Here is a 19,589-nt window from a genome sequence, read left to right on the forward strand (position 1 = left end):
CACAAAAAACTCTAAAAAAAAAAACACAAAAAGAGCAAAAAAAAAAAAAAAACCAAAAAAAAAATGGTTTTTTTCTCTTTTAAACCCTTTTTTGTTTTTTTTGAAAAAAAAAAAAAAAAAAACAAAAAAAAAAAATTGGGGGTAAACAAAAAACTCTTTTTTTTTTTGGGGCCCCCCCCCCGGGGGGGGGTGTTTTTGCGGGCGCCCCTCCCCCCGCCGATAAACTGCTGATAAACTGCTGATAAAAGCGGCTACGCCAGCCGGATAAGCTGCCAATAAGATTATCTGATATCTTTCCGGCTATACTCGTTGTTGCCAAAATTCACGATATAGTCGGATGGGAATAAGGTACTCTTTTGGTAGTAATCAGTTGTAATAATCTGGGCACCTGACTCACAGGCGGCTTTGTATCTTGTATAATCATTTGTTCTTGCCTCTTTTGTATCGGCATCTGCTCTTGTGCGAACGATATATCCTTTAGCGACCATCTGTTTAATTAATTCCTGGTCTTTGATTACATCATTGATGATCATAATCGCCGCTTCCGGTTTTCCGGCAGGTGCGTTTACAAATAGCACCCGTCCTTTCAGTGAAGGATGTCCCTGCATATAATCGGACATTTTGGGATCCTTCTCATCGAGGATAAAAATAAACTTCCCTTTTGCCTGTCCTACAGTAGGCCAATGTCCTTTCAGGACAGCAGCTTCCAGTGTTTTATCCTTGCCATGGATATCATCAGGTGTGATCAGCTTATCTTTTCCTAAATAATCGATAATTTCTTTATCGAGGCGCTCATATACTGCGGGGGTAAACGGCTCTGGTTTGGTGAATTCCGGACGTTTGGAGATCTCATCTTTCGCATTCATAGTAATAAATACAGGAGAATGATCCGGATGCGCATTGGACCAGTTCTTCAATTGTTCCAGCGCTATTTTAAAGGTTGGACAATTGCTGTTCACATCCACATCCTGCATATGAAACACTTTGAAACCTGGCTCCTTCATCACATCAGTGTTATATACAGGTTTCAAACCTAATTGTTCCAATACAAAGGGATGCAGGTATTTTCCACCAGCGCTATCCGCGTATACGTCCAGCTCAAGGCCTCTCAGACCGAGGTCCAGCTGCTGTTCCAGTGAAATGTGGGTATATTCCAGTCCTTTGGCACCCTCGCCGGCATGCTGGCGGATGACTTCCATTACTTTTGGATCGATAGCGATCTTATAACTGTTGTGGGATCCGATACTTTGGACTTTGTTCAGCGGTAAATTATCCTCCCCGGGAAATACGAATGCTGTAAGGCCCAGCATTAAGGCAATCATGGCTACTTTCATCTGTCAGGTTAATTGATTATTCTACAGACAAAGGTTTAAATTATTTTTGAGGGAGTATATTAAGAAACTATTATCAGATAACACCTTTGTGTTATTAAAGGGAAGGCCGGGCCTCCCCTTTAATCATATTATTATCGTACTAAAAGGTTGGACTTTACATAGTCGTAGCTCTTTTTAATACTTACAAAAGGATCGATAGTGATCTGATCCTGTTCTACAAATGCATATTTTACCCCTGCTTCACTGGCATTGGCAAAGATCTTTTTGAAATCTACCGTGCCCGTTCCAACTTCTGCAAATTTGATTTCACTCATCAGGTCTTTCAACCCCTTCCCGTCTTCACCAGGACCGGTTATTTTGCCCGCGGCTGACTTGTCGATATCTTTTACATGCCACATGGCGAAACGGCCCGGATGCGCCTTAAAAAGGGCTACTGGGTCTATGCCGGATTTCTCAGCCCAGAAGATGTCCAGTTCCAGTACCACCAGTGCCGGATCGGTTTCTTTGAGCAGGATATCGTAACCTGTTCCTTTTACGTCGGGGAGTTGTTTGAATTCCCAGAAGTGGTTATGGTAGCCGACTTTGAGACCGGATTTTTTAGCCAGTTCACCTGCTTTGTTCAGCTGGGAAGCCATGAACTGAAAATCTGCTCCTGTCAGGCTGGCGATCAGGTTCATGGGCGGTACGGGTACTACCAGGTACTGCTGACCAAGGGTAGCGGCGATTTCTAGCTGGGCCTTCAGGGCGTCGTCGTTGCCATTGCCCCTGGTGAGGTAATCATTCAACTGGTAGTGTCCGCTGTGAGTAGTGAGTTTGTTCTCTGTGAGCAACGCTTTCAGCGCTTTAGGATCCAGCCCCCAGAACTTTGCCGGTTCTTTTGGCCCACCATAGCCATAATAGGTTTCCACATGGTTGTAGCCGGTTTTAGCCACTTGCCGGATAGTATATTTTACGTCTTTGGTCAGCTGATCACGCAGCGTGTACAACTGAATACCGATCTTAGTTACAGTATTTGCACGACTTCTGCTGAAGATATCCGACGGGTTCAACATAAGTCCGGCGGCGATCAGGCCGGCTTGTTGCATAAAAATTCTCCGAGAGCTCATGATGATGTTTTAGTTTTTTAACGTGGCATAAGAATAGTATCCATGGTAGTGCTTATTTCTGAAGCACTGAAAAATGAATGTACAAAAAATTGGCCAAAAGGAGAAATGGTAAAGGGGCTTTTGCAGTCCGAGGCCAGACAGAAAAGCCCCCTTGTTCGTACGTAGGATAGGGATATAGGATAGGTAATATTCATTTTAAGCAACTTAAGCTGCTCAATCACTTATTGTCCACTGTTTAAAATAAAATTGTTGATTGGAAAAAAGAAAGCCCACCTCTTGCGTGGTTTGTTCACTTCTCTTAGTACCTTATGAATTGATGATTTTGTAAATGAAAGGATTGCCCCTGGTTATAGCTGTTAAAAAATTTGCATTCACAAACTGTACCGAATCACATGAAACAAAATTATATATCTTCATATAGCAAATTGTTAGTAAGAGTTGTAATCTCTTGTAGAATTTTTACTACAAAAAAAGGCCTCCGGGTTTTGATCTTTACGCGTTACCCCGTATATTTACCTAATATCTCTATATGCCTAACATTTTAGTAGTAGACGATCAGGAGGTTGTACGTTATGGAACAACCCTCATTTTGCAAAAATCCATAGAAGATGTTCATGTAAGTGAAGCGGGGAGTTTTGAAGATACGTTGAAAATCTTGTCCTCAAAACCTTTTGACCTTGTTATTCTGGACATCGACATGCCTGGTGGTAATAATCACCAGATGCTGGATGTTATCCGCTTAAGGCATCCTGATATTAAGATCCTCATCTTTAGCAGTTATGACGAACAGATTTTCGGCTGGCGCTACCTCGAAGCTGGTGCGGATGGTTTCCTCTCCAAAAAAATGGGCATAGAAGAAATCAAAAATGCCACAAAGAGCCTGCTCAGAGATGAGAAATACCTAAGCCCCGCACTGAAGCAGACCCTGCTTAATAATATCACCAGGAAGAAAAATAACATCAATCCGCTGGACCGCCTCTCTAACCGGGAAAGCAATATTATGCAACTGCTCATCAAAGGGTTAAGTGTAGCAGATATTGCGGATAAACTGAGTCTGCAGGTATCTACAGTCAGTACCTATAAAAAGCGGATCTGTGAGAAGCTACAGGTGTCGAATATCGTGGAAATGATAGAGAAAGTACAATTGTATTCTTAATATAAAAGTTAGCCCCGCCGGAAAATTTCCCGGCAGGGCAGGAAGATTATTTTAGAAAAAGGCAGGAGGATTACTTTAGGAATTTGTTCAGGCTCAACTTTTTTACTCCTTTTATTCCGGCTACCACTTCTGCTGCATTCAGCTTTGCTCCCGCTTCAATGGTATGCGTATGATCTTTGGTCCCAAAATAGGTACCCGCTACTTTTGTCTCACCTTCCTTGTCATATACATCTGCAATCAAAGTATTCAAATCAATAAAAGTCACCCCTTCTTTCTCTGCCACCTGCTTTGCCCATAAGCCATAATCATCATTATTGCGCGCTACTTTTCCATCCTTCCATACATTGCGTGGGATGGGTGAGCATACTACAGGAATAACACCCTTTGCCTTCGCTTCTTTGATCATCTGCGTCAGGTACCACCCATAGCTATGCACCACTTCCTGTTGCTGTGTGATAGGATTATAGATCTCCTTTTGTTCATCACCAATACCTTTGATCGTTCCCCTGGCACGGGCTGTATCGTCCAAAGGCGCACCATCGTTATGACCAAATTGCATGATGACATAATCACCGGGTTGTACTTTTGCCAATACAGAATCCCAAAGACCTTTAGTTCTGTAAGTACGGCTACTGGTACCTCCCAGGGCTCGATTGACCACCATAATTTTTGTGGTATCAAAATAGTCGCCGATAAAATGCCCCCATCCCCACAGCTCTCCGTCTCCCTTGTCTTTCCCGTTTTTAACGGTACTATCTCCTATCAGGTACAAGGTGGGCTTTTGCGGCGCGGCGCTCATTAAAAAAACAGCGGTGATAACAGTTAACAACAGTTTGTACATTATTGATAAATTTTAAAATCACTAATTACTTGTCTGGACCAGGTAGACCTGAACCCGAAATAACCTTTATGTAATGGCTGAGGATCAGCGTATTCAAAATATTTGACCCCATCTACGGACACACTGGTCGTACCGTCTTTTACAACGATCCTGATTGTATAAGTATGATTGGGTTTCAGCAAATGTGCGCTGTCTGCATATTCCTGTATCAATCTTCTTTCGCCGGTGCCTTCATATTTCCTAAACCGGGTAGTACTGTTGGTATTGCCGCCCATGCCTACATAATACAATTGCAGGGAGTCGTATTCTTCCAGTATACCATGGCGTTGAAAACCGGGATGCTGTGCCATCCAGAACATGTTCAGATCAGAGAGGCGATCATTCGGACCACTGTCTACTACAACGGTTCTTTTGTATTCAATGGTGAAGTTGCCACTCAGTTCTTTATTCAGCCATACGGTGACCCCGCCTTTGGTATCCAATACCAGTTTACCCTTTGCTGTATATACACGGGAGCCTGGTTTAGGGGCTATTTCCGCTTTCCACAAAGTAGTATCCAACGGGGATGTAAAGCGGATCTTTTGCCCCATGGCCATTTGAGAAAAGAGTAATAATATCAGTAGTTGTTTCATTGTATTATTCATTGTAAGCATTACCTGCCAGGTCTAACATAGCCATTGCCGTTAATCCCCATTGCGCCACCGCATTTGTAGATACACCGGGGGCTTCTTCAATAGGGTGTAATACAGCGGGGCCATTCACGGCATCCAGTCTGGCAGACATCTTCTTAATACCGGCTTCTCCACCCAGGAATTCTTCCCATGCACGGACTGCCAGTTTTTTATCCTGTTTTACACGGGATGCAAATGCAGTGAGGCGTGCATGCCCTTGTCTGAGGTTTAGTTTGCCCAGCGATTTCCCTAATACAGCAGTTTGTTCTTCAGGGGTCGCATTGTATAAAGTACAATATTGTAACCATGCTTTTTCAAATGCCGGCATAGGGATCAATGCCACCAGTTCCATACAGATCTCCGGCAACCCGAATACAGCACTCAGGTGAGAAACGGAGATCTTATCAGCAGGTGCAGGCAGGAATTTGCCTGTAGCCAGTTCCATATCTGCAGACCCGGTAAAGAAACCATGTGGCTGAGCAGCGATGGTCTGCATACTGTTGAGTAATCTATCCTTTGCCAATGGCGTACCATGTCGTTCCCATTCGGTGAGCCAGGCTGCCGCCAGTGAGCCCCAGTCCGTACCAAATCCAACACCGGCATATTTACCATCCGGATCACCTACCGGCTGGCCTATTTTACGACCGGGAACAATCGTGCGGAGTGTAAAAGCAGCATCCACTTCTGCCTGCATGAGGTCTCCTACCCTTTCATCAGCGGTGAGGTAGTAATAGAAACGACGGTTGGCAACGGTAGCAATACGTAACTGTTTTGCACTACATCCCCAGTGTTGTACATTATGACGGGAGCCTAAGGGGGCAAATCTGCCAATGTGATGTACGTCTACTTCGCCGGTATGCCGGGTCATAGCTTCTGCCATGCGGAAGGCGTCTTTACGGCCGGTATGCAGGTAGTAATACCAGAGCCAGAGGTCTGTAGACAGTTCTGAGTTATCCCAGGCAAAGCCGCCTACATCGTAGCGCCATACATGCCTGTCGCTATCATAGGTATGCATCACATCGCCATAGTTCCAGAAGCCGTACCAATGACGGTCTTCTACCTGCTGGCGATAATAGTCGAAATAAAAATCCAGTTGTTTCAGCATTTGCTCTTTGGTAGGAGAAGGTGAAACAGCCTGGTTCCAGTTACCTCCAAATACCCCGGCCAACTGCCATTGATTGGTAGCGCAGGCGATGGTATCCGGGTCCTGGATATAACCGGCTATCTGGCTTAAATAAGCATTGTCAGGTGTAGCGGACAATACCCATATCTGTGCTTCGCTGGTGCGGGCTACCCCCATCGGTGTACCAAAACCGGGTTCATAATCTTCGTAAGTGATATCTAACCCTTCCCGTTGTTTTTCGAAAGTATCCTGTCCCATACCATCATGGTAAAAACGCAGGTCCATGGGATTTGCTTTGGGCGCCCATAACCACATGGTCACACTTGCCTCAGTAGTATGTGCGTTTCGAATATCTAACTGTGCCGGATGGCTTTGCCAGAAGTTGCGGATGCCGAATGCAAGACCGCCCGTAGGTGTACCTACATAGCCAGTGCCGGATGCACGACGGCCATAGGCAGATTGAATCCAGCCGTAACCTTCTTTGGTTCGTTTCTGAATTTCAAATGCATCGGGGGTGGGCTGAAATAAGGTATAATCGCCAAAGTCTGGTATGTATTTCAGATTGTCTTTGATAGCAGATACATCTTCTACTGTTTTCCCGGCTATTTGAGCCTTCCTGGTAGCCTCTCCGGGATCACGGCGCAAACCAGTCAGTCCTTTGACGGCCTCGGCAAATACGCCTTCTTTTTCACCTGTAAAGCGAATGTGCCTGTTGTAAGTTTCGCCTTCGAGCGGGACATTGAAACGAATTCCTAATCCACTGATGAAATCATTCTGTTCATCGCCATCATAAATGATCGTGTGTAAGATGCGGATCGCTTCACTACCTTCATAAAAATACAGACGGACAATAAAAGGCAATAAATAGCGCTGCGTGGTATTTACATGATGCCCTGTGATTTTGATTACGGCTCTTACCGGACCGGATTGTTCTACAAGAGCCTCCTGAATATTGCTTTCATAATGATCATGGATCGTTGCTGCTTCAGGAGCGTTTTGCACCTGTAATACTAATATTCCTTTTGTCGCCAGCACTTTCCCGTTTTTAGAAATAGTACTGATTAAAGGGGCTCCATTTTTTTGAATGGTACATTGTAATATACCATTGTCAACAACGAAATTATCGGAGGCTTCTTTCACTTTCACAGAACCGGAACCAGCAGCAGCAGCTTTTGCCACTCTTTTCAATACTAACTGTTCCGTCAATCCTTTATTCGCTCCTATTGCATGCCCTGTCCACTTCAATGACCCATCCGGCCAGTAAGCCAGTGGCCATGATTGCAGGTTCACACCCGCCCCCTTGCTTTCCAATACAAATCCATGTTCTTTTCTTACAGCGCCCTGTGGCCAGGGTACACCCCAGGTAGCCCCTATACTCAGCTGAGGCACTTTATCTCCCAGCCAGTGCAAGGTTATATTATCCTGCACACTGCCCGGCATCCACGATTGTAAGGACGCTGCTACGGGAAAACCTGCACTTATAATCATCGATTGCTTCATAAATTCCCTCCGGGAAAGATTACCTTTTTCCATTTATTATAATATTCGGTCTGACGATGTAAGCATACTTTCCAGCAGGGCGCTGTAAAGGTATATTGAGATACTGCTGCACAGGCATATGTGCTTTTAACAAAAATTTATCGTTTCCCGGATACTCACGACCATTGATCACAGGCACAACGGTACATTTACTATCTGTAGCAGTATCTGCCAAAGGCGCTGTAAGGCAGGTCGCCTTGTGTAAAGGCTGTCTGTTCAGTAACTGATGATCACGATAAATGTTGAAGGCCAACGGTTCGGGGTCTGTCGCTAACAGGCACCAGCTGAGGAATACGCTATCCCGCTGATGACATACTACCACTATTCCCCTGTCCAGGTACTCCATGTTTCTTTGCTCAAAAACCGTGGAACATAGGCATAACAATACAACTAACTTATACATCTAAGTAAAAATTACCGGAGGTGGTGGTGGTAAATCGGGCATAAATGTATAAAAAATGTATCACTGACACTATACCATCAACCATTTCAAATTACCATTTGTCGATACTTTTTAAAAATTTATCGTATTCAGGAAGGATTTATACAGGATTTTACTAATTTACAGAACCATATCCAATTTGCTAAAGGATATTGATTGCGAACTATCATCTATCTGCCCCAATATCTACGATCCACCCACCATGTAACCTTTTATTCCATTATCTGCGGCTTATTGTCAACCTGTAAACTCAATATGCGATGATCATTCAACTATGCGGACTTTCCGGCGCAGGAAAAACCACTATTGCCACTAGTGTAAAAAGAAAGGCGATGGCCTATGGCACGCCGATCGAAATTATTGACGGAGACAACTACCGGGAATTCTTATGCAAAGACCTGGGATTTTCCAAAGCAGACCGTTGCGAAAATATACGCAGACTGGGGTTTGTGGCCAGCCGCCTCTCCGGGCATGGTATCATATGCATTATCAGTGCGATCAATCCCTACCACGCCATGCGCGAAGAGCTGACTAATGCTTACGATCAGGTGAAAACAGTATTCGTAGATTGTCCTGTTGAAGAACTTGTACAGCGGGATACCAAAGGTCTCTACAAAAGAGCGATGTTGCCGGATAACCATCCTGACAAACTGCGCAACCTGACCGGGGTGAACGATCCTTTCGAAGTACCGTTATTGCCAGACCTGCACTTAAAAACCAATGAAAAAACAATAACCGCCTGCACCAGTGAGTTGTTCAATTTCATACAGACATCTATTCAAACACAAACCAGGCTTTACCAGGCAGTAACTGCATAAACAAAGATGAATAATAATGTTTTAGTGATTACCGGTATGCACCGGTCCGGCACCTCATTGATCACTCAATGGCTGCATAAGTGCGGCCGGCACCAGTGAGTTGTTCAATTTCATACAGACATCTATTCAAACACAAACCAGGCTTTAACAGGCAGTAACTGCATAAACAAAGATGAATAATAACGTTTTAGTGATTACCGGTATGCACCGGTCTGGCACCTCATTGATCACTCAATGGCTGCATAAGTGCGGCCTGCACCTGGGCGAACAATTCTTAGGTGCCGGCATCGGCAATACAGACGGACATTTTGAGGACCTTGATTTTGTAACAGCACACCAGCAAATTCTGTTAGCGCTTTTTGATTCTGGTGATGGCACTATCGATACACCGATTTGCGACATCAGCGCAGCGCAGCAACAATCATTACATACACTGGTACAGAAAAAACAACAGGCACAGAGGCAATGGGGCTGGAAAGATCCCCGTACCTGCCTGTTTTTACGCACTTACAGGGAATTTCTCCCGAATGCAAAATACCTGGTTATATTAAGAGACTATCGCAGCGTAGTCAGTTCTCTTGTGAGCCGCCATCATAAAAAGACAGATCTGAAATATGCGGCAAAGGGTGGCATCCGGCAATTTATCTGGAAATATTTCAAAAGAGATCTCCGCAAAAAGAAACTTTTGCAGGCGTACAGTGAAGCTTATCTTAAAACATGGATCCTGTATAATAAAGAGATACATCAACATCTACTATTACAACCCGAAGGAACTTACCTCGTGGTAGATCAGACGCGTTTATCGGCTACTAATCAGGAGATCTTTGATCACCTCACAAAGGAATGGCAGCTGGATTTAAACTATCACGACTTTGCAAAAGTTTACAAAGAAAAACTACTGAGTGAGGTATGGGATGTGGCGACGTATGTAAAAGATAAAAGTCTGCTGGCCGAAGCCGAAGCATTACAGGCTAAGTTATTATTACATAGCTTATTAAAATAATTTGTTATTTTGCGCGCTTTAGCGCCACATGGAAAATTACAGCATCATCATGCTTATACTGGGTGTCATGATGGCACTCTCGGCATTTGCAGATAAACTCAAGAAACCGTATCCTGTATTGCTCGTTACTGCGGGTATTGCACTGGGTTTCGTACCTGGTATGCCACAGATCACGATCAGTCCGGAAATCGTATTCCTGATATTCCTCCCTCCCATGCTGTATGATGCGGCATGTAATATCAACGTACAGGAATTTAGAAATAATGGTAAGACCATCAATACGCTGGCCTTTACGGTAGTGTTCATCACTACCGGGGGTATTGCGCTATTGGCACATTTTCTCATGGGGATGCCATGGCCGTTAGCCTTCGTGCTGGGAGCCGTTTTATCCGCTACAGATGCGGTGGCTGCTACGAGTATCACGAAGGGACTGGGCCTCACTCACAAAACACTCACCATCCTCGAAGGAGAAAGTCTCATCAATGATGCCTCCGGTCTGATCGCTTACCGTTTTGCAGTAGCGGCAGTAGCGGGTAGTTCATTTATCTGGTACAAAGCAGGCGGACAATTTATATTGCTCCTTGCTGGTGGGGTGCTGCTAGGAGCTGTTGCGGGAAAATTGTTACAATTCATTTTACATCATACCAGGCAGAATGGTATTGTAGCCATCAGCTTTACATTGCTATTTCCTTTTGTAACGTATTCACTGGCGGAAGACCTGCATGTATCAGGCGTGATCGCGGTAGTCGTATTAGGTGTATTTACGACCAGACTTACCAGTATGTATTTTCCTGCTGCTACAAAAGCGCAATCCAAAGCGTTCTGGGATATTATCGTTTTCATCCTGAACGGACTTGTATTCATCCTCATCGGTCTGGAATTTCCTTACGTAATTCATAATGTAAAGAGTATACAGATCCTGCCACTGATAGGGTATAGTTTCCTGATAGTATTCGTGACCATTGCCATTCGCGTGGTACGCATCTTTTTAGAGAGTCACAGGCACTACCTTACTTTTCGTAAAACCGGTACGGACAGGCATAAAAAAGCATTGCTGGACTGGAAGACATGTCTCATTGTAGGTTGGTCCGGCATGCGTGGAATTGTATCGCTGGCCACCGCACTGGCGCTACCGGAGAAACTGGATAGCGGAGCGCCATTCCCACAAAGGGATACCATTATTTTCATTGCAGTAATGGTCGTCGTTATTTCTCTAGTTATGCAGGGGCTTACACTGCCGTTGCTGGTAAAATGGTTGAAACTTAAACCTGATGGGCGTAGGCATCGATTACAGGAAGCATGATTTAATCACCTGAAAGGTAAGATGTACAGGTCACAGGTAGCGTAAATTAATAAGTACGTGTTCGGCCTATATAAATATTCTTCGCATACAGGTACGTATCTGCCGTAGGCCCGGGTGTTCCACTGGATCCTTCCATTTGCATGTTAATGATCACATACAGTGGTTTGCCTACAAAATTGGCATTGTGTACCGCTTTCCATACACCGTCTATATAGTAGTGAATGTCTACATTGGTATCACTTACCTTCGTGATCCATGCCCGGTAAGTATGCCAGCTACCTGGTGAAGACACTGTGGTCAAAGTACTGGATACATCGGAGGATGTTCTGAAAGTGTTCTGCCAGTTGGTAGCGCTTCCTTTGAACTCCATGATATCGCTTTCAGGAGGCCAGCTGTTCACACCGGTGAGCCAGAAAGCTGGCCAGGAGCCGGTAACAGTAGGTACCTGAAAATCGCATTTTACTTCCCAGTTGGGAAACTGGTCATTGACCAGCACATGTTCTTTTGTATTGACTGCACCTGAATGATAATGAATGGCCAGATAAGGACTGGATGAGCTGGTGCCCTCGTCCCAGGTGATCTTTGCCGCTTTGATAGTGAGCACACCGTTGTTCAGGTAAATGTGGTTGTGATCTGTACTGCTGCCATACATACGTGCAGTACCGTTATGATCGGAGCCCCATGGATAAAGGTAGTTCCATGCAGCTTCAAAAGCTGTGTAATCGGCAAATGAATTGCCATCTAATACCGTTTCCCATGTTTCGGCAGCTTCGGCAGCAGCGATGGTTTTCGCGCTGACGGCGGCAGGGACTTTCTCCTGCCATTGCTTACCACAGGAAGTTAAAAAAGGGATGCTTAAAGCTAGCAGTACTACAGTTATGATTTTCATAGAGTGGAAAGGTTTATGGATGAACAAAATGCTCCTGTGACCTGTACCACTCAATGATACGCCATTTTCCCGTGGGGGAATAGCAGTATTATAACCCTGATTACTTAAATATGAACCTTATTCATTCTAATAGTAGCCTTATTACACAGGTACTACACAGTTCTTCATGCTTAAGTGCAGCATATTAGTTCCTTAGTTGCTGAATGAATTAAGACCTCTTATCAGGCATCAGGCCAGATGCAAAGCTTCGCCAATCCGCTTAAATATGAACCTTATTCATTCTTACAGCAGCCTTATTACACAGGTACTATAGTTCTTCATGCTTAAGTGCAGCATATTAATTCCTTAGTTGCTGAATGAATTAAAACACCTCTTATCAGGCATCAGGCCAGATGCAAAGCTTCGCCAATCCGGAGCGGCTTGATCCGCTTTTCCAATCCGTGCGCTGTAGCAACCTGTTTAAACACTTTTAGCGGCATATCAAGTGGCTCATCAGACAAATCAAAAGTTCCAAAGTGCATAGGAATGGCATGCCCTGCATTAAGTTCTTCCATGGCCTTAATAGCGAGTGCCGGGGACTGATGTACCGGATGCATGAACCACTCCGGCTCAAACGCACCAATACCCAGCAAAGCATAATCAAATCCACCAAACACTTCTTTCAATTGCTGGTAATGGGTATCATACCCACTGTCGCCACCAAAATAAATACGACGTTGCGCAGACTCTATTACAAACCCACCCCATAAGCGGCGGTTGGTATCAAAAGCGCCCCGCTTGCCCCAGTGGCGTGCAGGCACATACGTGATCTTCACATCTTCTGTCAGGTATTGCTGGTACCAACCGGCTTCCTGGATCAGTTCTGAACCGGTAAACTCCTTTAATAAAGGTTCCATGCCTAATCCCGTAAGATAAGTCGCTTTCGGGTTGTTCCTTGCTAACCGTTGCAATGTAGGTTTATCACAATGATCACGATGATCATGAGAGAGCAGGATGTAATCCAGTTTGGTTAATAGAATCGGGTTCACTGGAAACGGAGACACTCTTTTCACTGCGAGGATATCGCCAAATACAGGATCGGTCAGCAGGCGAACACCGCCTATGCGAATAAAGAACGTACAATGGCCCAGCCATGCAATCACATCATCATCTCCATTCCGCCAGGCTGCATCTGTCAATACTTCGGGCTTCCAGCGCAGTTTTTCCTTCTCCGCTTTGAAAGGGTTTTCTTTCATCTTCCAGCGGAGTACTTCCATGAATGACGGGGAGTATGGATGTTGCAGATTTACATAACGTCCACGTGCATCAACCGGAGTTCCTTTCCAGTCTTCATCTTTTATAATCGTTTCCAATGCTACATTGTTCACGTAACCGGCTGCCATGATTGCTTCCATAGATTTAAATATGCCTAAAGATAATGTCTACAAATTTAACTTTGACAACATCTTCCTGATATAATTTGCTTCTGCTGAAGATCTTGTCTGGTCAAGGGTTTTAGAAAAATATACGGCGGCCTGAGCATGATTATTTTCTTGCATATAGAGTTTGCCAAGTGTGGCATTCAGCAGGTAATAACTGTTCATAAATGGGGAGCGTTGCAAGTTGTGTAACAGGGTAAATGCATTGTTCACCTCGCCGGCATAATACAATGCAATCGCATAGTTTAATTCTACAAATGGATTTGGTAATAACTGTTTATACAATTGCGCGATCGTTTGCCAGTCAGTCGTTGCAAATGATGTGGCCGTGCTGTGCAGCCAGGCAATGTATGCTTCAATATGATATGAAGAAAGCAGTGATCCTTTCGATTGATGAAAGTAATAGTCTCCCAATTTTATCAGGTCCTGGTTCCACAATGAACGATCCTGTTGTTCCAGGTCTAGCAACTCTCCATTTTCATCAAAACGGGCCTTAAAACGGGCGGCATTTAACAACATAAGCGCATATAAGGCAAGGGTGTCGATATTGCCCATTTGGCTATCTAAAATCGCTTTATTAAGGATCAGGGCTTCTTCACAAAGGTCTTCTCTTAAAAGCTCCTTTCCTTCTGCAGAAGTGTGGCCTTCGTTAAAAATGAGGTAAATGATTTTGTGTACGATGGGTAACCGCTGCTGCATGGCTTCAGGTGCGGGGGGAATAAGGAGGAGCTTTTCTTCTCTGATCTTTTGTCTGGCCCTCAGTAGCAATTTATCTATCCCATCGATGGTCATTCCCAGCAGACTGGCAATAGTGGCTACTTTGAAGTTGATCACATACTTCAGGGTGATCACGACCTGTACTTTAGGCGCCAGGTCGGGATGAGCGCAGGCAAATAGTAAACGAAGCTGTTCATCGTCCGGAAATTCAGCAGAAAAGGTGATGGCTGGGGATACCAACTCCGGAGCAGGTTCCGGCGCCTGGTGAAGGCGAAGGAATTTTTTATCCGCTTTCAGTTTGTTTAATGCTTTATTTCTGCATACGGTGAAAATCCAGCCGGCGGGATTATCCGGCAGCTGCTTTTCCCAGAGGGATAATGCAGCTGCAAAGGCATCCTGAACAAGGTCTTCTGCTGTTTCCAGGTCTATGTCTTTTGAGAAGCGCAACAGGGAAGCGACCATTTTGCCAAAGTGTTGTTTGTATAAATGGTCTATTTCCTTTTGCACGTTTTTAAGTGGTTCAGCCATTGGGGGAATTATATGGATCAACCTTCCCGGGATTATATGATTTAACCATTCTTTGAATTGTATGGATCAACCATTCGGGAAATTATTTAGATCAACCTTTCCGGGATTATATGATTTAACCATTCTTTGAATTGTATGGATCAACCATTCGGGAAATTATTTAGATCAACCTTTCCGGAATTATATGATTTAACCATTTTTTGAATTATATGGATCAACCATTCGGGAAATTATATAGATCAACCTTCCCGGGATTACATGGCTTAACCATTTTTTGAATTATATGGATCAACCATTCGGGAAATTATATAGATCAACCTTCCCGGGATTATATGGTTTAACCATTCTTTGAATTGTATGGATCAACCATTCGGGAAATTATTTAGATCAACCTTTCCGGAATTACATGGCGTAACCATTTTTTGAATTATATGGATCAACCATTCGGGAAATCTGTCACCATGATAGGTCTTACTTCTATTTCCAGCTCTCCCCGCTGTACGATTGGACAGGTTTGCGCCAGCGCAGCTGCCTGTTCCAGATTTTCTGCATTGATCAGGATGTAACCACTTACACCTTCTTTGGCTTCAATGAATGGGCCGTCGGATATAATGGCATCTTTAGTAACGTACCGGCCTTCGGTCCATAAAGGCTCACCTCCTACAAAATTGCCAGTGGCAGCGAGGCCTTCCACCCATGCTGTCATTTCTTTGATGCCATAATCCCTGTCTTTGTCTGTGTATTCTTTTAACTTTTGCAGGTCTTCCCTGATGAGGAGCATGAATTTTTCCATAAGTGAACAGTACTTTTAAATATAAGATAACAAAGGGAAACAATACACATTGCAATCAGGCCCCAGCGAAGCCAGGTGGCCACTGTAAACGAAATACCGATACCGGTACCAAGGGCGATCCAGGCGGCCAGGCAAAGGGGGCACTTGGGTATTAATATGAGAAGGATACCTGGCAGGAGCATACGAATGGGGCGGCAGTTACACTTCATTCGTGATAGCACGCCAGAATCGCAATTCTTCATGATTGACGACACACTACCAGAATCGCAATTCTTCACGTATGACGGCACACTACCGGAATCACAATTCTTCACGTACGACTCCCCACCACTGGCCTCGCAATTCCCCCTCATGAGTGACAACATTTATGTTCGCTCACCACTTCATATTTATCGTGATGGCGCACCCAATCCTGCAACCCATTCTCCTCATTCCGCCCCTTAGGCATAAGGTCCAGTATCACATAAGTCCCCAGCAATTCCTCATTGCCTCTGGCATAAGAGGAATAGGTATGAAAGATCTGCCCGCTTTCATCCTTGTAAAATACACTGATACCCGGCAATTCCTCACCACCAAATTTACTATTCTCGTAATTGTAATATACAGTATCCTCCTTTTTAAATGATACATGATAATCAAAATTGAAGTTGTTCTGCCCGGAGGAAACCCAGGGAAAGTTCCACCCCATCCGCTTTCTGAAAGCTTCAATAGCGTCTATGGGCGCTCTTGAAATAGCGGCAAAAGAGACATCGTGGTTGTTCAGGTGTGGAAGGGTACCCGGTACATGGTCCGCCATAAAGGAACAGCCGATACACCCTTCTTTCCACTCCGGTCCCATCATAAAATGCTGCACCAGGAGCTGGCTACGACCTTCAAACAGGTCTGACAGGGTCACTTTACCGTTGGGGCCGTCAAATACATAGTTTGTATCTACTTTTTTCCAGGGCAGCGACTGCCGCTCTTTTGCCAGCTGGTCGCGGAGGTGGGTGTATTCTTTTTCTTTGACCAGAAAGGCTTTGCGGGCTTCGACCCATTCAGCATGCGATACGATACGATTTTCCATATTGTGTGGGTTTTATTTCCTTAATGACACAGAGAAATGGAAAATCCGGACAAAGGATTTAATTTTATTTCATGAAATCAGAAGGACAATATAGAAAAGACATTTATCCGGGGTTGGAAGTGGGGATCATTCTCAAGAAAGACCAGCGGAGTGGGAAAATAACTTATGGGATCGTGCAGGATTTGCTGACATCAGCGGCGTTTCATTCCAGGGGGATAAAGGTGAGGCTGGAAGATGGGCAGGTGGGGAGAGTACAGATGCTGGATACGGATCCCGATCTGGATTGATAAAACCTGGTGTAAACTAAAATCAGGATTATCTCACCAAGGTGTAAACCTATAGCCGGACGAGACAAAAATTGATTTGAATTGAATAAAACATCAAACCCTTCGCTGAAAATTACTTCCCCAAAGGAAAACGTAATTTTCTGCGAAGGGTTTGGCATAGTTCTCCGGCCACCTTATATCTTTATTTGTAAGAAAGAAATACTGTGTGCCGGGGCTGAATAATTGCTCCCTTTCAGCGTGGTTTCTTTATGAGAAACCACATCCTTATCAAATGTATTCTCCAATTCTATCCCCGGTGCATTCAACACATACACCTTCCAGTTCCCGTTCTTATTTAATGCGATATCAATATCCTGTTTAGGATCTCTATTCACTACTGTAATCGTTAATATATCCTCATTAACAGTGGCAGCAACATCGAGTGCCGGAATCCCATCATTCACCGGTCCATCCACCTTTACACCCACACTCTTTCCTCCACACAATTGCCTATACATCACCATTGGATAATACACCGTCTGCACAAATACCCTTGTCTGATCCGTCATAACCGGCGCCAGCACATTCACCGTTTGTGCCCACGTAGCCATTCCAATCACATCCGCATGCCTGTGAAAAATATTAAAAAATGTAGCGACTCCCAGTGCATGGTTCCAATTGTACTTCACCTCCAACCCATAATTACCTGTGCCACCATTCTCCCATATCCCCCACTCATCCAGCGCAATCTTCACCGGCTTCTGCCTGCTGGGAAAACGATACCACTTATTAAAGTTTTCCACTTTTCCAGGGGCAATCTCCTTTATAAGCTGCGCCGTTTCCTCAATCCTCTTTTCCATCGAAGCAATCGAAGAGAACAAGGTAGCCGGTCTCCCCGGCTGTGAACCTGCATACAGGTGCAGGGAGATATAATCACATATGGGATGCATTTCCTGCAGGACCTTTCTGTTCCACTCATCATTATCCCCCACCAGCACCAGACTGATTTCCGGGTCCTGCAATTTCATCAACTTTGCAAAATACCAGGCCTTTTTAATATAGTCGTCAGGGCTTTGTAACAACCCCGCATCCTCTTTGGCCGCTTCTTCATTTCCAAGCCCCCAATATTTAACCTTATAGGGTGCTGCATGTCCATTCGTTTTACGTAGTGTGGCAAAGTAACTGTTGCCATTGGCATTACAATACTCCACCCAGTCTGACGCCTCCTCTGCTGTACCGGTATTCATATTCACCGTGAGGAATGGCGCTGCGCCTATCTCAGCGCTATATTTCATGAATTCGTCCGTACCAAAATGATTACTGTCTTCCCCACCCCAGATCAGGTTCCGTCTTACGGGCCGCTTATCTACAGGACCAATTCCATCTTTCCAGTGATAGGTCTTTGTCACCGTACCACCGGGATAGCGCATCAGGGGGGCTTTGAGTGGCTTCACTTTTTCAAGTACATCTTTGCGAAAACTATTCGTCTCTTCATCAAAGATACCTCCATAAATAGCCCTGCCCAGGTGCTCTATAAACTGTCCGTATATTTCCGGGCAAACGATGCCCCTGACCTCATTCACATCCACGCTTATACTGGCTTTCTCTTTGGCAAAAAGACCCTTCACAGTTGCCGGTATCATTAACCCGGCCATCACGCCACTGCCAGATTTGAGAAAAACCCTGCGGGAAAAACGGTTCACATTATTATTCATTTCACTAAAATAATAATGCTTTCTGTATTTTCTTAATGGTGGGTAATAAATAACGGGAACGCCAGCCGTTGAATCAGCTTATCCGCCTTACTTTCCTGAAAGAAGCGGGAAAGGATACTCCGGCCATAAGCGCCCATCACAACCAAGGTGTTCTTTTTAGGCGCCAGGTAATGGAATAATTCTTCCGCCGGTTTGCCATTTACGATGACAAACTCAGTATAGCTATAATGTCTGCTCAACCAGTCGGATACCTGTATTTGTTCATTCTCTTCAATAGCCTGACCGGTGTTTACTTCCAGCACTGTGGCTTTCACTTCGTCCAGCTCAGGCAGCAGGTACACCAGTTGTTTCATGGCAAAGAAGGACGCTTCGCTGCCATCGTAGCAGAACACGATTTCTTCGATCGGTGTAGGTTTGTAAGGTGTGATCAGCACAGGACATTCTGCGCCGGCCAGCAGTATCTTCAGCATATTGTCTGGCAGGCCTTCTCTGGACTGATCGGTGCTGAACACACTGTCCGTCAGGATCAGGTCTACAAAGCGGCTTTCTGACAATACTTCTTTTAAAGTAACCCGTTGATTAGAATACATGGTGGCGTTGATCCCTTTCTTGCGGCAGGTTTCCTTGAACAGGCCAATCTGTTGTTCCATTCTGTCATGGGTGCGTTCCGGCAGGTCTTCAGCCAGTATGGATTCTACATAGCTAAAACCGTACATCTGCTTCAGGGCAGAAGTCGTTTCACTTATCTTATCACACAGGAATACCCCCACCAGTCTGGCTCTGGTAATACCTGACAGATAGCAGCCAAAAGCAATGGTGTTTGCCATGTTAGGGCCGTTCAGCACCAATAAAATCGTTTTCATA

Annotated in this window: 18 protein-coding genes; 5 read left to right on the plus strand and 13 right to left on the minus strand. The window is 44.7% G+C overall.

The window, feature by feature from the left end; genetic code table 11:
• Positions 1-281 precede the first annotated feature (281 nt).
• Positions 282-1,334 carry a phosphatidylinositol-specific phospholipase C1-like protein gene (locus tag BW716_RS28980; protein ID WP_083729563.1) on the minus strand — a complete coding sequence of 351 codons (1,053 nt, stop codon included), beginning with the start codon at positions 1,332-1,334 and terminating at the stop codon, positions 282-284.
• 131 nt (positions 1,335-1,465) lie between these two features.
• The gene (locus BW716_RS28985) at positions 1,466-2,440 is read right to left on the minus strand and encodes a sugar phosphate isomerase/epimerase (RefSeq protein WP_083729564.1); all 975 of its coding nucleotides are present in this window, start codon (positions 2,438-2,440) and stop codon (positions 1,466-1,468) included.
• A gap of 529 nt (positions 2,441-2,969) precedes the next feature.
• Here BW716_RS28985 and BW716_RS28990 point away from each other — a divergent pair.
• Complete coding sequence (locus BW716_RS28990; RefSeq protein ID WP_083729565.1) at positions 2,970-3,596, plus strand: response regulator transcription factor; 627 nt, start codon at positions 2,970-2,972, stop codon at positions 3,594-3,596.
• 70 nt (positions 3,597-3,666) lie between these two features.
• Here the strand turns inward: BW716_RS28990 and BW716_RS28995 are convergent, their stop codons facing one another.
• From BW716_RS28995 to BW716_RS29010, 4 genes are read right to left on the minus strand one after another with little or no spacing between them, the layout of a single operon-like run.
• Positions 3,667-4,437, minus strand: a complete 771-nt coding sequence (locus BW716_RS28995; RefSeq protein ID WP_083729566.1) for a rhamnogalacturonan acetylesterase — start codon at positions 4,435-4,437, stop codon at positions 3,667-3,669.
• On the minus strand, positions 4,437-5,069 hold the full coding sequence (locus BW716_RS29000; protein WP_220388859.1) for a DUF6250 domain-containing protein: 633 nt from the start codon (positions 5,067-5,069) through the stop codon (positions 4,437-4,439). The genes BW716_RS28995 and BW716_RS29000 overlap by 1 nt, the downstream gene beginning before the upstream one ends.
• Positions 5,070-5,073: 4 nt before the next feature.
• Positions 5,074-7,731, minus strand: coding sequence for a hypothetical protein (locus BW716_RS29005; protein ID WP_220388860.1), 2,658 nt, complete (start codon positions 7,729-7,731; stop codon positions 5,074-5,076).
• Between the two features lie 19 nt (positions 7,732-7,750).
• Entirely contained in the window at positions 7,751-8,173 is a 423-nt protein-coding gene (locus tag BW716_RS29010) for a hypothetical protein (RefSeq protein ID WP_143709097.1), read from the minus strand.
• A 299-nt stretch (positions 8,174-8,472) separates the two neighbouring features.
• Here BW716_RS29010 and cysC point away from each other — a divergent pair, with 299 nt between their 5' ends.
• The 3 genes from cysC (at position 8,473) to BW716_RS29025 (ending at position 11,336) form a co-directional block, all read left to right on the plus strand.
• Positions 8,473-9,030, plus strand: coding sequence for an adenylyl-sulfate kinase (gene cysC / locus BW716_RS29015; protein WP_083729570.1), 558 nt, complete (start codon positions 8,473-8,475; stop codon positions 9,028-9,030).
• 172 nt (positions 9,031-9,202) lie between these two features.
• Positions 9,203-10,033 carry a sulfotransferase gene (locus BW716_RS29020; RefSeq protein ID WP_083729571.1) on the plus strand — a complete coding sequence of 277 codons (831 nt, stop codon included), beginning with the start codon at positions 9,203-9,205 and terminating at the stop codon, positions 10,031-10,033.
• A gap of 49 nt (positions 10,034-10,082) precedes the next feature.
• Positions 10,083-11,336 (plus strand): Na+/H+ antiporter, encoded by a 1,254-nt coding sequence (locus tag BW716_RS29025; RefSeq protein WP_255373912.1) that lies wholly within the window; start codon positions 10,083-10,085, stop codon positions 11,334-11,336.
• 46 nt (positions 11,337-11,382) lie between these two features.
• Here BW716_RS29025 and BW716_RS29030 read toward each other — a convergent pair whose 3' ends face one another.
• From BW716_RS29030 to BW716_RS29050, 5 genes are all read right to left on the minus strand, one after another.
• Positions 11,383-12,225, minus strand: coding sequence for a glycoside hydrolase (locus tag BW716_RS29030; protein ID WP_083729573.1), 843 nt, complete (start codon positions 12,223-12,225; stop codon positions 11,383-11,385).
• A gap of 383 nt (positions 12,226-12,608) precedes the next feature.
• The gene (locus BW716_RS29035) at positions 12,609-13,619 is read right to left on the minus strand and encodes an MBL fold metallo-hydrolase (protein WP_235643972.1); all 1,011 of its coding nucleotides are present in this window, start codon (positions 13,617-13,619) and stop codon (positions 12,609-12,611) included.
• Positions 13,620-13,646: 27 nt separating this feature from the next.
• Positions 13,647-14,888, minus strand: a complete 1,242-nt coding sequence (locus BW716_RS29040; RefSeq protein ID WP_083729574.1) for an RNA polymerase sigma factor — start codon at positions 14,886-14,888, stop codon at positions 13,647-13,649.
• A gap of 436 nt (positions 14,889-15,324) precedes the next feature.
• Positions 15,325-15,681 (minus strand): YciI family protein, encoded by a 357-nt coding sequence (locus tag BW716_RS29045; RefSeq protein ID WP_083729575.1) that lies wholly within the window; start codon positions 15,679-15,681, stop codon positions 15,325-15,327.
• A gap of 349 nt (positions 15,682-16,030) precedes the next feature.
• On the minus strand, positions 16,031-16,744 hold the full coding sequence (locus BW716_RS29050) for a thioredoxin family protein (RefSeq protein WP_083729576.1): 714 nt from the start codon (positions 16,742-16,744) through the stop codon (positions 16,031-16,033).
• 71 nt (positions 16,745-16,815) lie between these two features.
• On the opposite strand from BW716_RS29050, the gene BW716_RS29055 reads away from it, so the two are divergent.
• Positions 16,816-17,031 (plus strand): YwbE family protein, encoded by a 216-nt coding sequence (locus tag BW716_RS29055; RefSeq protein ID WP_083729577.1) that lies wholly within the window; start codon positions 16,816-16,818, stop codon positions 17,029-17,031.
• Positions 17,032-17,204: 173 nt separating this feature from the next.
• Here BW716_RS29055 and BW716_RS29060 read toward each other — a convergent pair whose 3' ends face one another.
• Together BW716_RS29060 and BW716_RS29065 are read right to left on the minus strand one after the other, a co-directional pair.
• Positions 17,205-18,725, minus strand: coding sequence for an alpha-N-arabinofuranosidase (locus BW716_RS29060; protein ID WP_083729578.1), 1,521 nt, complete (start codon positions 18,723-18,725; stop codon positions 17,205-17,207).
• 32 nt (positions 18,726-18,757) lie between these two features.
• Positions 18,758-19,588, minus strand: coding sequence for a universal stress protein (locus tag BW716_RS29065; RefSeq protein WP_083729579.1), 831 nt, complete (start codon positions 19,586-19,588; stop codon positions 18,758-18,760).
• Between the last annotated feature and the right edge of the window lies 1 nt (position 19,589).

This window comes from [Flexibacter] sp. ATCC 35208 (assembly GCF_001975825.1).
Classification (GTDB): Bacteria; Bacteroidota; Bacteroidia; order Chitinophagales; family Chitinophagaceae; genus Chitinophaga.